The 14079-nt window shown below is 42.1% G+C and carries 19 protein-coding genes and 1 pseudogene; 13 read left to right on the top strand and 7 right to left on the bottom strand.

Annotated elements, in window-relative coordinates:
- Positions 1–525: 525 nt before the first annotated feature.
- The 4 genes and pseudogenes from EKM71_RS11330 to EKM71_RS01095 form a co-directional block, all read left to right on the top strand.
- Positions 526–690: pseudogene (locus EKM71_RS11330) on the top strand (sunset domain-containing protein); the annotation flags it as partial.
- A complete protein-coding gene (locus EKM71_RS01105) occupies positions 690–1550 on the top strand; it encodes a DNA/RNA non-specific endonuclease (RefSeq protein ID WP_125572839.1) in 861 nt (286 codons plus the stop codon). The pseudogene EKM71_RS11330 and the gene EKM71_RS01105, both read left to right, overlap by 1 nt.
- A gap of 65 nt (positions 1551–1615) precedes the next feature.
- A complete protein-coding gene (locus EKM71_RS01100) occupies positions 1616–1873 on the top strand; it encodes a hypothetical protein (protein WP_125572838.1) in 258 nt (85 codons plus the stop codon).
- Between the two features lie 204 nt (positions 1874–2077).
- Positions 2078–2440 carry a hypothetical protein gene (locus EKM71_RS01095; RefSeq protein ID WP_125572837.1) on the top strand — a complete coding sequence of 121 codons (363 nt, stop codon included), beginning with the start codon at positions 2078–2080 and terminating at the stop codon, positions 2438–2440.
- A 95-nt stretch (positions 2441–2535) separates the two neighbouring features.
- On the opposite strand, the gene EKM71_RS01090 is transcribed toward EKM71_RS01095, so the two are convergent.
- Entirely contained in the window at positions 2536–2793 is a 258-nt protein-coding gene (locus tag EKM71_RS01090; protein ID WP_125572836.1) for a hypothetical protein, read from the bottom strand.
- 391 nt (positions 2794–3184) lie between these two features.
- On the opposite strand from EKM71_RS01090, the gene EKM71_RS01085 reads away from it, so the two are divergent.
- On the top strand, positions 3185–3769 hold the full coding sequence (locus EKM71_RS01085; protein ID WP_125572835.1) for a hypothetical protein: 585 nt from the start codon (positions 3185–3187) through the stop codon (positions 3767–3769).
- 68 nt (positions 3770–3837) lie between these two features.
- Here EKM71_RS01085 and EKM71_RS11205 read toward each other — a convergent pair whose 3' ends face one another.
- On the bottom strand, positions 3838–3969 hold the full coding sequence (locus EKM71_RS11205; RefSeq protein ID WP_263853557.1) for a hypothetical protein: 132 nt from the start codon (positions 3967–3969) through the stop codon (positions 3838–3840).
- Positions 3969–4130 (bottom strand): helix-turn-helix domain-containing protein, encoded by a 162-nt coding sequence (locus tag EKM71_RS11295; protein WP_125572834.1) that lies wholly within the window; start codon positions 4128–4130, stop codon positions 3969–3971. Before EKM71_RS11295 ends, EKM71_RS11205 begins: the two co-directional genes overlap by 1 nt.
- A gap of 203 nt (positions 4131–4333) precedes the next feature.
- On the opposite strand from EKM71_RS11295, the gene EKM71_RS01075 reads away from it, so the two are divergent.
- Both EKM71_RS01075 and EKM71_RS01070 read left to right on the top strand, forming a co-directional pair.
- Positions 4334–4570: a helix-turn-helix domain-containing protein gene (locus tag EKM71_RS01075; protein ID WP_225417967.1), complete on the top strand. Its 237-nt coding sequence runs from the start codon at positions 4334–4336 to the stop codon at positions 4568–4570.
- Positions 4567–5385 (top strand): hypothetical protein, encoded by an 819-nt coding sequence (locus tag EKM71_RS01070; protein WP_125572833.1) that lies wholly within the window; start codon positions 4567–4569, stop codon positions 5383–5385. Before EKM71_RS01075 ends, EKM71_RS01070 begins: the two co-directional genes overlap by 4 nt.
- Before the next feature lie 261 nt (positions 5386–5646).
- Here the strand turns inward: EKM71_RS01070 and EKM71_RS01065 are convergent, their stop codons facing one another.
- Positions 5647–5859, bottom strand: coding sequence for a hypothetical protein (locus EKM71_RS01065; RefSeq protein WP_125572832.1), 213 nt, complete (start codon positions 5857–5859; stop codon positions 5647–5649).
- 447 nt (positions 5860–6306) lie between these two features.
- On the opposite strand from EKM71_RS01065, the gene EKM71_RS01060 reads away from it, so the two are divergent.
- The 6 genes from EKM71_RS01060 to EKM71_RS11280 all read left to right on the top strand — a co-directional run bounded on the left by EKM71_RS01060 (position 6307) and on the right by EKM71_RS11280 (position 10462).
- The gene (locus EKM71_RS01060) at positions 6307–6561 is read left to right on the top strand and encodes a DUF2513 domain-containing protein (RefSeq protein ID WP_125572831.1); all 255 of its coding nucleotides are present in this window, start codon (positions 6307–6309) and stop codon (positions 6559–6561) included.
- Positions 6554–6676, top strand: coding sequence for a hypothetical protein (locus tag EKM71_RS11290; protein ID WP_404819376.1), 123 nt, complete (start codon positions 6554–6556; stop codon positions 6674–6676). Before EKM71_RS01060 ends, EKM71_RS11290 begins: the two co-directional genes overlap by 8 nt.
- A 614-nt stretch (positions 6677–7290) precedes the next feature.
- Positions 7291–7665 (top strand): helix-turn-helix domain-containing protein, encoded by a 375-nt coding sequence (locus EKM71_RS01045; protein WP_125573019.1) that lies wholly within the window; start codon positions 7291–7293, stop codon positions 7663–7665.
- A 739-nt stretch (positions 7666–8404) separates the two neighbouring features.
- Complete coding sequence (locus EKM71_RS01040; protein ID WP_125572829.1) at positions 8405–9154, top strand: hypothetical protein; 750 nt, start codon at positions 8405–8407, stop codon at positions 9152–9154.
- A 317-nt stretch (positions 9155–9471) separates the two neighbouring features.
- A complete protein-coding gene (locus EKM71_RS11285; protein WP_125573018.1) occupies positions 9472–9600 on the top strand; it encodes a tyrosine-type recombinase/integrase in 129 nt (42 codons plus the stop codon).
- Between the two features lie 625 nt (positions 9601–10225).
- On the top strand, positions 10226–10462 hold the full coding sequence (locus EKM71_RS11280) for a tyrosine-type recombinase/integrase (RefSeq protein ID WP_125573017.1): 237 nt from the start codon (positions 10226–10228) through the stop codon (positions 10460–10462).
- Between the two features lie 103 nt (positions 10463–10565).
- On the opposite strand, the gene lepA is transcribed toward EKM71_RS11280, so the two are convergent.
- From lepA to dltC, 3 genes are all read right to left on the bottom strand, one after another.
- On the bottom strand, positions 10566–12398 hold the full coding sequence (lepA, locus tag EKM71_RS01025) for a translation elongation factor 4 (protein ID WP_125572828.1): 1833 nt from the start codon (positions 12396–12398) through the stop codon (positions 10566–10568).
- Positions 12399–12539: 141 nt separating this feature from the next.
- On the bottom strand, positions 12540–13829 hold the full coding sequence (gene dltD, locus EKM71_RS01020) for a D-alanyl-lipoteichoic acid biosynthesis protein DltD (protein ID WP_125572827.1): 1290 nt from the start codon (positions 13827–13829) through the stop codon (positions 12540–12542).
- Between the two features lie 3 nt (positions 13830–13832).
- Positions 13833–14066, bottom strand: a complete 234-nt coding sequence (gene dltC, locus EKM71_RS01015) for a D-alanine--poly(phosphoribitol) ligase subunit DltC (RefSeq protein WP_125572826.1) — start codon at positions 14064–14066, stop codon at positions 13833–13835.
- Positions 14067–14079: the final 13 nt, after the last annotated feature.

The following is a 14079-nucleotide window of genomic DNA, read 5'->3' as shown; positions in this document are numbered from 1 at the left end:
CCACCTCTTCTCTTAAAATTAGTGAGGCGGCTTAATTATCTGTGGGGCTTAATTGCCGCGCCAAAGCCGAAAATCACGAGATTAGGGGAGGTCATTGTCATTATATTCCTATTAATTTGTTTCCTACTTGGCGGTTACGGCGTCTGGTGGGCCTTCTTCAAGACATCCAAGCGTCACTGGATCATCGGCATTCTCGGCGTACTGGTCATTCTAATGGGGTTCGGCGGTTTGGGAAACTCAAGCGATTCAACCACGCCCACTAAAACCATTAAGGTCGGCACCGCCCGACTAGCCAAAGCTCAGGCCGAGTCCAGACGTCTGTCTGATTCAGCGAGTCAACAATCCAAGGCCAGTGAAGCGCTCGCTGACCAGAGCAGTTCGATGAGCGCTTCTACAGTGTCGGTAGCCAAGGCCAAGAAGGCTAGCCAGAAAAAAGCTGCTAGTGAAGCTGCCAGTACTCGTAAAGCCGAGACGACGACCAGTCAGGCCGCGTCAACCAATACCGATTCCCATAAAACTCACCGGGGTAATCTGAATACCAGCCAGCAGGGAAAAATCATCGGCAATCGGAATTCTAAAATTTACCACACAGCAGACCAAGCTGGCTACCACATGAATAGTCAAAATGCGGTGTACTTCCAGACTGAGGCTCAGGCTCAGGCCGCTGGCTATAGAAAGGCGCGTCGCTAATGTCAAAGAAATTTCGTCTCACGCTATACATACTTACAGGCCTCACCCTCTTGCTTGGTGGTTGCAGTTCCCAACAGGCCAGTCATTCGACAGCTAATGCCACGAAGATCGTCCGGGACCACGGACCAGAAAAGAAGGCCATTAAGCTCGAAAAAGCAAATGCCGCGGAAAAGAAGCGTCTCGACCGCGAACAAACCCGCTTGAATCAGCAACAAACTGCCTTGAAAAAGGAAGCACATCATAAGAAAACCAAAAAGTCCGCTAAAACGAATTTATCCACCCTGTCCTACAATGGCCAACAGGAGATCACGATTGACGACAATAACCCCCATTTCAGTCATCACCAGCTATCAACGGCTAAGGGGGCCTGGCAAACCTACCATGATTTAGATAGCTTGAACCGCGTAACCGGCGCGGCTGCCCTCTTAAACCAATCCTTGATGCCTAAGAGTAAACGGGAAGCCCTCACAGTCGACCCAACCGGTTGGCATAACAAGCGGACAGCTCATGGTTGGCTCTACAACCGTAGTCATCTGATCGGTTACCAATTTACCGGACAAAATAACAATATGAAGAATCTCATGACTGGAACTCGAACGCTGAACAATCCCAGCATGCTGCATAACGAAATGGACGTTGCAACTTACCTCAAGGCCAGCCGAAATAATTATGTTCGCTACGCCGTGACACCAATCTTTAAAGGTAACGAACTCGTCGCCCGCGGAGTTCAGATGCGAGCCCAATCCATTGGGAGTAACGCGGTACGCTTCAACGTCTATATCTTTAACATTGAACCCGGTTATCATATCGATTATGCCACAGGATATAGTCGCGCCACAGGATATAGTCGCGTCAGCTAGATTAGTTGTCCAATGACTGACGACGTAAAAAGCTGTCAACTTTAGTTTCAGGGAGGAATATACATATGAAAATCTTACGACGGGCATTGTCGGTCGTCGCGGTTGCCTTCACTCTTGGAAGTGTCGCAGAACCCCTCGCCGCACCAGTCACCATCGCGCAAGCACGATCATCACACGTGTGGATCGCCCCTTACAAAGGGAAAAAGTATCATTTTTCAAAGAAATGTCGTGGGTTACGCCGGGCCCGTAAGGTCAAACGTGTCACGCTCAAGTGGGCCAAGAAACATCATTATAAACAGTGCCGTATCAGAGGCTGTTATTAGATTTAAAAAAGAGCCTAAGATGGCTCTTTTTATTTTCTATGAGTCACGTAAAAGACCGCCATCCCGCTGTTTAGCCGAATGCTAAAAAGCGTCACTACTCATTCTTCAGAAAAATGCTATACTATGTGAAGGTACGGTTTTAAAGTTCTTATAATTATTCGATAAGTTTTCACAAATTCACGTGGGAATAAAGAGGTCGAAAGCATGGAAGTAGAAGATAGAACGTTTACGAAGGTTGACTGGAAACGCGCACAAAAGTCCGTTTTTGCGGAATATGATCGTTTCGTTAAACAGTTACAAACCAAGGGCGTTGACTACACGATTAAAGAAGCCCGACGTATTGTTATTTATCAAGATTTAGTCGATGAATGGAAACACACCGTTCCGACCCTCATGGCCGATTTAGAAGACAATGAACTCGCTTTAACCGTCTTCCAAGATCTTGCCAAAGATCAGGTTAGCCACGTCTTACAGCGCTGTGCCAAGAAGATGGAAGAATGGCCAGACTACATCCCGTCTGCCCTGACCATCTGGCTGGAATTGGCCGAAGATGCCGAACGCGAATAAAGTCAGCGTAGAACAACTCATTTGTTCTACGCTTTTTTGATCGAAAAAAGTGAGCGGCACAAAAGGGCCTGGGATTTTTGTCCCAGACCCTCTCCTTATTTCGTTGCCCGAGCTGGTTCCGCCTGCCAAGTAATCAGTCCAAAGTGCTCGAGACGCATGAGAATATGGTCAAGTTCCTTTGGCGTCACCGCTAAGCGTTCCTCAATGACTTTAAAAGTGATCTCTTGGTCCGGATTAACTGCAATATCTAACAAAACCTGTAAGAGTCCTAAATCCGTATCATCAAGTTGATCAATGACTTCGTGTAGGCGCTGACTAAATCCCTGAATACCATTCTTAAAGACAAATTCCATCCTAATTACCCCCATAGTCGCCAAGTATTTCATCGATAGAACTAGCTTATCATGGCCTTCAGCAATTCTGTTGCCCCGCCACCGCCTAAGAAAGCGTGATTTATAAACTAACCCACCTCGGCCATCTCTATAATTTTATTGCGCAGATAAAAATAATCGTTGTATAATAAACACGCTAACTAATTACCGAGTTAATTTATCGTCACTTCTGACCATTAATCTTTAGTTCATTTGAATGACTGATGGCTGATTAAAGTGCGGAATTTTTATTCCAACTAGTCGCTCAGAGACATTGCCTCAGTCTTTGAACCGGCAAAAGAAGGGCTCCTTAAAAATCACACCGTCCAAAACTGATGACGTTAAAAGCTGTACATATTCCTGGGAGGATAACATGAAGAAACAAACATTTATTCTGACTGCTGTGGTCTTGGCTGCGCTTGGTGTAGCTGGCTCAACCACCACTGCACATGCCGCCAGTCACTGGCAAAAGGCTCAATGGGTCGATCTGACCAAAACGGTCAAGGTTGATAAGATTCAAAATTCGACGTCGAAGAAGATTAAAACTTACACCGTAAAATCCGGCACCCGCTACAGCCTGAGCCATTGGACTGGAAAGACGCGTTGGGCCTTGCAGTCCGGCCGCTTTAATTCCGGTAAGAAGTACACGTACTCGGTCCGCAAAGGTGGTAACAATACGAGTTGGTTCAAAATGACAAAGTACCTGCCATTCCATGGCTATCGCATCGCGACTGAAGTAACGATGGATAAGGTCAATACTTTTTACTCCAAGGACCAGGATAGTTCGATACTTTCCGATTTCAAACCTACTCAGTATAAAAAAGTTATCTTTGACAACGACTTGAAAATCAATCCCAAACATCACGAATGGCAGTGGCAACATGGGGACTACATTACAATTTACAAGTACAAGAAAGGTTCTTGGCATTACATTAGTAGCCGGAACTACAATTTCTAGTTTTTGAAAAAACATCACTCGCTTAACTGAGTGATGTTTTTTACGAATTGAGCTGGTGTCTCCGAATCTTACTTTGCAAAGTAAGTAATCTTTTCTAAGATTGTCAGGTCACTGAAGCCACTTTCAAAATTGCTATCTGCAACCGCCTTTTTAACCTTCACTTGAATCATTTGCTGCAGTTGTTCTTCCGTTACTTCCACTACTTGGTCACCTCCTCTAGCAATAATTCTTCAGCATGAACTCCGAACACTTTAGCCAATTTAATTGCATTTTTCAGGCCTAGTGTTTTTGAATCATTCGCAATACCGCTAATAGTCGTTTGTGGAAGCCCACTTTGATCCGACGATCGGGCTTGGGACAAGCCACACTGCTTTCACATTCGAATTAAGCTCTCTCCACCAATCATATAATCACCTTAGTTCATTGACACTTTTTGGCACATTCATCATAATGAATACCATTTTGTGATAAAAGTAAACCTATTCGGGTATACAGTTTTAAAATATAGTTTGCTACACTACTATATATATAGTTACCCATTTGGGTGTAAGGAGCATAGTAAACATGAAATCTGAACACGGTTCCTACTTCGTTAATCGTCTGTACACATTTATGAAACAAGAAAATATCATCTTGAATCGAGTTGCTGTTCTGTCTGGAATACGAGCCACTACACTAAACAACATCGTTAATCGTGGATCAGCTCCTAGAATTGATACGGTATATAAAGTTTGTAATGGACTTGGCATCTCAGTTCGTGACTTCTTTGACTTTTCACCTTACAACGAGGTGGAAAAATGAGTGACGATTTTGAGTTTTATAACTCGGACGATTTCAAGAAATTCCAAGAGCATCTCAAGCAAAACCAGCCTTTTTATGACTCTCGTAAACTTGCCTTAGGACAAATAAAATCTATGAACAAGCTAACTGCACAACAAATGAAAATGGCGAAACAAAATTTTAATTTTCTCGATGAATTTAAAAGGAAAAATCCGTCCATTTTTTCAAAGAACACAAATGCTTATTCACAATTAGCTAAAGATTCTCCATGGATTAAGGAAATTATTAAAGACAAGGGATCACTAATTCAATCTAGCTCATTCAATGTTGCAACAAAGCAGAATATGCTGTTAGCAACTTCATATAATCAGGTCAAAAACTTAATCGGATCTTCTAGCGAATTATTGACATCCCGTCAACGAGCTAATTTTCAAAGATTGTTGTCACAACAACCATTTAAAGATTTCTATACGCAATCTTCTCACCCTACGAGAGAACAAACTTACAATGGCAATAATCATAGTGACGCCTTGAATGACTCCAAGTCTGCTAGTGAAAATACCACTAGTAATCCAGGCGATAATGGTCAAAAAGAGAATATAGTACGAGAACAACCTTCTAATGGTCTTGAAGATGATATTGCTGAAGCTAAATATCATGCGGAAAACTTTTCTGATGATGAGCTCACCTCCGATGATATGTCATCACTCGACATAACTTTCTTCTGGATTTATATAAAATCTCTGTTTGACTTCATCGTGCAAGTCAAAGGCTACTATGAGGCCATACAATTTTTAGTCGGCCTGTTTAACTGGATCTCTAAACTGCTTTCATAACTGGACAGCATTCTTTGAACTAGAAATACTGTGAAATCATTAATGGCTTCACAGCGATGGATGCTACTAACTGGAAAATACGGTCGCGAGAGAATACAGAAGCGCAACAATTGTAAGAATGGGGTAAAAGTACGTAGAGGAAAATATTCCCCGCTATAGAAAGAATGATAATGGCCGGTGTACTAATAAAAAAGAAGTAAAGAAGATCATCGCCATTCATTAATTCACTTCCATTATTTAATGATGAAGCCTTTCGATATACTAAATATGACTCTCAAGCATATCTATCCTTTGCTGATCATTCTCACACAATTGTGTTTTCAAGTTCAGCTTGGCATCCCCATCTACAAGCACCTGTAGAATTCGATTCATACAGTTAGTTAATTCCATAAGTTCATCAGGACTTGCTTTCTTGGAACTATCAGACAGCAATTGCAGTTGTTGTTCGAGAATTTCTTTGCATTCTTTCTTCATTAACTCACCTCTCTTTGTTCATTGGTAAATTAATACCCATCACCTCTTTTGGTCCAATTAGTATGGATGGCGGTGAAGAATATACCAGAGAAGTCTGATAAAGAACTCACTGTTGAATTAACCAAGGCAACGCTAGAATAATAACAGCCGTGTACAAATCAACACAAGTAAGGATGATGCTATGCGTTGTTACCGTTACTCAGGATTACGATTTTCTTTTAAAAACTGTTCAGGGAGAAATTGATCCTTGGAACAATCCGAATAAGAAATAGTTAATTCAACATCATATTTTCCCTCTAAGGCGACTATTTATGGTAGCAACCCTTTTATGTCGTCTAAATTGTAGACGGTTGCCGAAACATTCAGCATGGCTTTCTTTTTCCATCAGCTCACCTTCTCTGTGCTCATCCCTGTGTCATAATAGATATGAACAGGAAGTGAATAAAATTGAAACTAGAACATGATTGTGTTCGAGATATATTAATTTGGGTTGAAAACAACGTACCGATTGGAAATCCTCGTTATACTGACGATCTCATTGACGAAATGAAAGACAAATGGGGAAAAGGTGAAGTTATCTATTGTGTTGCCCTATTGGATGAAGCAAGTTTACTTGATGGTGGCGCAGTTATTCAAGGTGGAACAATTGTAATCAACCAAATTAACATGGGAAGGCCACAAATACTTAGACAATATTCGTGACAACAGTGTCTGGAAAGAAACAAAAGACACTGTTATTTCAAAAGTTGGTTCTGCCTCTCTCAGTATCGTTAGCGCCGCTGCCGCTAAAATTATTAAAAATCGATTAGGCTTCTAACTTTTTAGCTTAATTTCTACCCCTTCCACTAGTGCAAAGAGATTACCTTGGGCTAGTGGATATTTTTGCAAAATATTTTTCACTTCTTCATCAGTAAATGTAACTGCCGCAAACAAGTTATTGCCCACAAATACATTCACTAAGTGGTTAAATCCACCCGATTTGCAAAAATGAATTACCTACCTCTTTTTCATCAGCTCGCCTCCTCAGACTTATCATCGATGCCGGTTTCTATTTCAGTAACCTTTGTGTAAAAAGTTTAGTCGTCGGCATCTTAAGTACCGGATGTAGTACCGGAACAGAATCAGCACCGAAAGTGTATTTGCCGCTTTCGTATCGAGAATAATTCGCCCTAGTTCTTAGGCTTAGGCGGTCAACCATATCCTGCTGCGTCAATCTAAGCTCGATTCGGCGTTTCTTAATCAGTTTCAAATCTAATCCCATCATGTTCGCACCTCTTTTCGGTTACTGATATGTTACCCATAACTATATAATATAGTTACTATTTTAGTATTCCAATGTAAATAGTTACTCTTTTTGAAACTTTTTTGTTTCTAAAAAAGTAACAGTGCTATCATTTAGTTGTCAATACAGTAACGAAAGCGAGGCTCATGATGAACAATAAACTAGTTTTAAGAATAGTCAATTTGCGTGAAGCTTATGATTGGACGCAAAAAGAATTAGCCGATCGCATGGGTTTCAATAAGGTTACTATGAACAAAATTGAGCATGGTAATCGCGCAGTTACGAACGAGGAACTTGCGAAGTTCGCAGATCTTTTCAAGGTCACGACCGACTATCTACTCGGGAAAAATCAAACTCCAAGTTGGGCAACTAAACAGGATACAAAAGATCTCAAGGAGTTCCTTGAGTCTAATGAAGGTTCAATTACTTTTGGCGGCGTGGATTTGACCCCTGAGCAAGATGCTCAAGTACGAGTAGCGATGGCAACAATCTTCTGGAATGAAAAAAAGAAAGAGAAAAAATAAGTGGGTGCTTGAAAATAAGTAATATCGTTAGGGCAGTCACTTCCCGCTACCAAACCGCTAATCCATTTATCATCGCAGAGAAGTTGAATATCCAAGTTGAATGGTGCTACTACTGTCGCTTATAAAATTATCTATTTTTGTAAGCGACAGTAGTAGCACCATACTTAACGAGTCCATCAGTACAAACCCTACCAATACTCTATTATGGTCCACAAACTTGGCCATGTGATTATACATGAAGGTTCGGTTGGATATTGCACCTGCACTCACTCTAAGTTCGACACAGAATATAAGCTGATGGACTTCTTTGCGATACTAATTGAAAGCTCTTTATATTAAGGATAACAATTGCTTAGCCGGTTCATATAAGAAATTGGCTAAGCAATATCGATATGGACTACCTTACGATGAAGTTAAGTACTGAAATCAAGTGCCATTAATAGCGCACATGATTTCAACCATTTAAAACTATATATTTTTTTGGGGGAAATGATTATGGAAAATACAGATGTTAAAATACAATTTTGCCAAAATTACCATTAACTCTAAGTTCTCTCCGCAATACAGATAACTCAATCGTTAAGGCTGTACTTATAGCAGTGAACGGAAAAAACATCAATAATACCGGCGCTCTGGACTACGATTCATCACCTTGTTCCGGACATAAATCGTAGTCCAAAACTGATGACTATAAAAGCTGAAAGTCCCATGCTGGGATACATACTAGGAGGAATTTCACATGGCCAAAAAGACCATTAAGGGTGAAGACGGAAAAATATATGTAGTTAAGGAACAAACTGGAGTTAAGTGGTATGGACACTGGTACATATGGCTTGGAATCACAATTGTTATCATTGTAATCGGAGGAGTTGGATTTGCGGTTCACCAGCAACGACTACAGTCACAGGATCAAGGAACCGAAGCGGTTCTAGAATCATCCTCCTCTGAGGATAGTAACTCATCGGGCACTGATAGTGACTCCGAATCGGATACCAATGATAGTACATCCGACGATTCAGATGTCCAACTGTCTGATGGGACCGATGTATCTATTAAAAAACGGCAAACTTTTAAAAGCAACTATGGGGATACCAGTTTTAACAATTCAGATCTAGAGGTAACAGGCGTTAATGTCGCTACTACGGATATATTCAGTTATGATGATGACGATAATGGAAACACATCCGAGGAAGGATTCATTGCGGTTAGCTTATCATTCACCGCTGGCGCAGATATGACCTTGTTTGACGGCCAATCCGTCTTGAATACCAGTGATGGTCAGCAAATAAATATTGCGTCCATGGAAAGCCAAAAAATTGATGATATTAACTCTGGTGCAACCAAAAAAGCAGTTCTAGTTTTCTTTGTTCCTCACTTAAACAAGACTAATCAATTTTCATCCATTCGTTTGAAAATGGACGCCGACACAGGAGACTCAGGAACTCTGCATACCTACGATATAACCATTCCACTAAAATCATCTAAATAGCTACATGGCCCCTATTGGGGCTTTTTATTTAAGCCAAAAAGAACACATGTTTGCTCGTGAACCAACCACTAGAAACATATTCTTGAAGGAATTTGTATACAGGAAGCAGTTAAACAGCATTACAAATACTGGTACTACTCCTTTGATATATGAAAAGGAAAATAGCCCCGTATTGAACGTCTTGGTGGAAATACCCTTGGTGAGGTCGAAATTATACTTCGAAAAAATATTTTAGAATACGAAAATTGTGGTGTACCGATTAACTTTTCTAATATGAGTGTTAGCAATTATTTTGAATATTGGTATGAGAATTATCTATTAAAAATCTAAAGGGACACACTCAAGTAAACTACTCAAATGTAATTAACAAATATATCGATCCTGCCATTAGAAAATACCAATGTAAATCGATTAGACCTGCTTCATTGCAAAAAAATAATGAATGACCTTGGGGACACTGACCTAGCCAAACACGCTGTAGAAATCATACTCACTGTCCTTTGCAAAGAATTTAAAATGGTCGTCTTCCCCATCCAACTTATTAAAGAGAATCTGGGAGACTATGTAAAATGCCAAAATATGAGCAACGAAGAGGTAGAAAACGCTTCGATTTAATGATAATTACCATAGAACAATGTCAGATAATCCTTTCTGTGATATCCTTTCCTAGTCCGTTTAACATGCCTCTACAAATAGACTTTGAGAACGATATACGAAGCGACGTAGTTTGTGGCTTTGAATGGACGCAATCGACCTTGAAGCACAAACCATAGATGTTCACCAAGATATGTTACAATTCTCCAAAAAAAGCGTCGGGAAGATAAAAAGCATGGTTTATCCGACACTTCATCCTACAATTTGAATAAAGAAATTAAACATGAAAAGGTAAGTTTTGAAATTGCCCTCCTAAAAAACGAGGTCAGCTACCTAAATATATTGATTGTCCAGTCTTCAGTCGATCTACTAAAGAAAAAACGTAGGGACCAAATGGTTCAAAATTGTGGTACGGAAGTACCATGATTCCAATTTTGTATGTACAAAAGAAAATGAGGCACCTGTTCCCCATCTTCTATCAAGTACCACGCTGATAAAATTCAGAAAGAATTAGGTCTTCCATTTGACTTTCATTCGTTTCGACATACACATGCAACAATGTTAATCGAAAATGATACCAATATAAAAAAGATTCAAGCGTGCCTTGGGCACTCTCGAATCTCTACAACACTTGATACCTATTCTCATATCACAAAAAAGATGAGTACTGAAACAGTCGACATCTTTGAAAAGATGATGAACCATGATGCCTAATCCGGCACCAAAAACTATTTTATCCTACCATTTCAACTTTTCGTCGGATACACGCAGGATAAATGTTGGATACCGAAAAGGCAGTTGCATATAACCCGCGTCACTACTTAGTTTCATCCTCATCAGTCTTCAAAACGGCCATGAACGCTTCCTGCGGGATGTCAACCTTCCCGACAGCCTTCATCCGTTTCTTTCCGGCCTTTTGCTTCTCGAGCAGTTTCATCCGCCGAGTACGGTCACCCCCATAGAGATGAGCCGTAACGTCTTTCCGGTAGGCCTTAATAGTCGTTCTGGCAATAATTTTGGCGCCAATAGCCGCTTGAACAGGGATTTCAAAGTTTTGCCGCGGAATAATCTTCTTCAACCGTGACGCAATCTCACGCCCCCGTTGTGGGGCAAATGTCCGGTGCGCAATGAAACTCAAGGCATCCACTTGGTCGCCGTTCAACAGAATATCAATCTTGACCAAATCAGCTTCCATGTACCCATTAGTCTCATAATCCAATGACGCATACCCACGGGTACTGGATTTTAATTTGTCAAAGAAGTCAAAAATAATCTCTGACAAAGGCATGTTGTACATGATATTAACGCGATATTCATCCAAATATTCCATCGTCAAGAATTGACCACGTCGATGTTGGCACAGCTCCATAATCGCCCCAACATACTCGTTAGGTGCCATAATCGTCGCCTTCACGATCGGTTCTTCAATTCGTTTAATCGAAGAAGCCTCGGGCATCTCTGCGGGGTTTTCGACTTCCTTCATCGTCCCGTCGGTCAAATAAGCGTGGTACGTAACGGATGGTGCCGTCGTAATTAAATCGAGATTAAACTCACGTTCGAGTCGTTCTTGGATGACATCCATATGCAACATTCCCAAGAAACCACACCGAAACCCAAAGCCCAACGCTTGTGACGCTTCTGGCTCAAATTCCAAAGCCGCGTCATTTAACTTCAATTTCTCTAGGGCCTCACGAAGGTCATTTAACTTCGCATTATCCGTGGGATACAATCCGGCATAAACCATTGGTGCCATTTCACGATAACCCGGTAACGCTTTTTCAGCGGGATCTGCCGCATTGGTGACGGTATCCCCAACACGGGTGTCCGTAATATCCTTGATGCTGGCGGTGATATAACCCACATCCCCAGCAATAAGGTATTCGCGTGAAATCGGCTTCGGTGAGTTAACCCCCACTTCAGTCACCTCATAGACACTACCACTATTCATCAATTGGATTTTATCGCCGGGCTGAACCGTTCCCTCAAAGACTCGAACACTCAAGACAACCCCACGATAGTCATCGTAGACGGAGTCAAAGACCAAAGCCTTAAGTGGTGCGTCTAAATCACCAGTTGGGGCAGGAACCTTATCCACGATCTGCTCCAGTAATTCCGGAATACCGATCCCTTGCTTAGCACTTGCCAGCACAGCATCGGAGGCATCCAAACCGATGACCTCTTCGATTTCATTCTTAACCTTCTCTGGATCGGCGGCTGGCAAATCAATCTTATTGATGACCGGTACAATCTCCAAATCATCATCCAAAGCCAAATAGACATTGGCCAACGTCTGCGCTTCAACCCCTTGGGCAGCATCAACCACTAAGATAGCCCCTTCACACGCCGCCAAGCTTCGTGAGACCTCATAGGAGAAGTCCACGTGCCCTGGCGTATCGATCAGGTGAAACTCATAGTCATGGCCGTCCTTGGCGTGATACGTCAATTCTACGGCATTTAACTTGATCGTAATCCCACGTTCTCGTTCAAGATCCATGTTATCCAACACTTGATCTTGCATATCTCGCTTGGAGATTGTATCCGTTAATTCCAGAATACGATCGGCTAAGGTCGACTTCCCATGGTCAATATGGGCCACGATGGAAAAGTTTCGAATATATTTTTGATGGTTTTTAAGTTTTTCAAGATCCATGTTGATTTCCTACTTTCCTATAACACCATGTCCCAACAATTATACCAACCATCCGCAGCAAGTACAAACTAAAAGGAACACTGCTAACGACTCTCAATGAACGCAAAAGACCCGAAACAACTAGTTTCGGGTCTTCCTTGTTTACTTCGATGTCTGTTCGTACTGGCTCAGTTGAGAAGGTCCCAATTGTTGCCAAGTCTTTGAATAGAACTTGTCACTAATATCATACTTTGGTTGCGCTTGTTTTTGACTGAGGAACGGGTTAACCCGTTGGTCAATCGCTAACCAACCCCGCCAACCAGGGTGAATCGTATCCGTCATGAAGTACGGCACGTTCCCCTTATCACTCAAGTCGACAATGTTGTTAAACCCTTGGGACTCAAGTTGGTAGCGAATCTTCTGATCAAACTGCCGCAACATCTCTGGCGACAACCCCGTGTACTCCTGCCACTTCTGATTAATCGGTGGAATGATGAAGAGCACGTTGGTATTCAACCGAGCAAACTGATCCAAACAAAGTTGGAAATCACTGTATTCCGGTGACTTCAGGTAAGAGAGGTTCTTCTGGAAGTTCTTCAGCTTCCCCTTCTTTAACTCCTGTTTGAGACCATGGTTGTAGAATTGATCGCTGATGTGGAAGCTATTGTTACCGGTCTGTGCTTTACCGATGCGGCCTGCGAGTGAATCCAGCGCCGAGTAAGAATAATGAGTGGGTAACTTCTGGGCTTGCTGGTTAACTCGAGCTAAGTTTCGTGATGGTAAATTGATTCCAGAGAAGAATTGGTCTTCCTGGGTCAACATATTCTTACGCGATTGCAGGTAGAAACGTTGGTAACCAGTTAGAGACTTTCCATCGGCCACCTGCTGTAAGGCCGTGTTGATGAAATGATCGGACTTCGCCGCGGGCATTTGAAGCAACCGCTTGGCAGCGTACTGATCAATCGCATCATGCCGATAATGGCTCAACCATTCACTCGTTTGCAGTTGTGAGTAGTAGAACCCAAAGGCATCCTTACGCGTCCCACCCTTAACGAACCATTGTGGCGAAATGAAGAAGACTGCCTTCTTATTTCGTAACTGGCTCTGGATGTTTTGCATCACGAAGAACTGTGTTAACGACTGTGTGCCCCGGGCACCCAAGAGAAACGGCCGGTAATCCCGGTGATACTTCTGAGCGAGCACGGACGGGTGCATCGGGTCGATTCGTGACCATTCTGATGACCCAAAGAACGGCACGTATCCATCACCGAGTGCAGCTTCCTTAACGTGCTTCCCCCGCAAAATATTGGGTGACAGTGAAACAGCAGCCTGCCGTTCCTTGGCGGCACTCATGTGCTTAAAACCAAAGGTAACCGGCGAAACCAATACCGCGAAAACTAGAATAGCCGCGAGAATTAACGGACCAAAGATCCGTAGTAGTCGCTTGGCCATAAACTAAGCCAGACTTTCTACTTTCGCAATAATCTTGTTGGGCGTGTCCCACTCTGACCGCTCAAATTCAGAAACTGGTACATTAACACCTAAGTCACTTTGAAGTTGTAATAACAATTGAACGGAACCCATGGAGTCTAATAAACCATTGTCGAATAAATTATCGTCCATGGCCCCACTAACATCGTTCCCCGTTAAATCGTTTAAAATTTGTAAAACCGTTGCTTTGATATCCATTATAATTTCCCCC

The sequence above is a fragment of the Levilactobacillus huananensis genome, assembly GCF_003946145.1.
Taxonomy (GTDB): domain Bacteria; phylum Bacillota; class Bacilli; order Lactobacillales; family Lactobacillaceae; genus Levilactobacillus; species Levilactobacillus huananensis.
The sequence above is the reverse complement of the archived record's forward strand: the minus strand, read 5'-3'. Positions and strand labels throughout refer to the sequence as shown.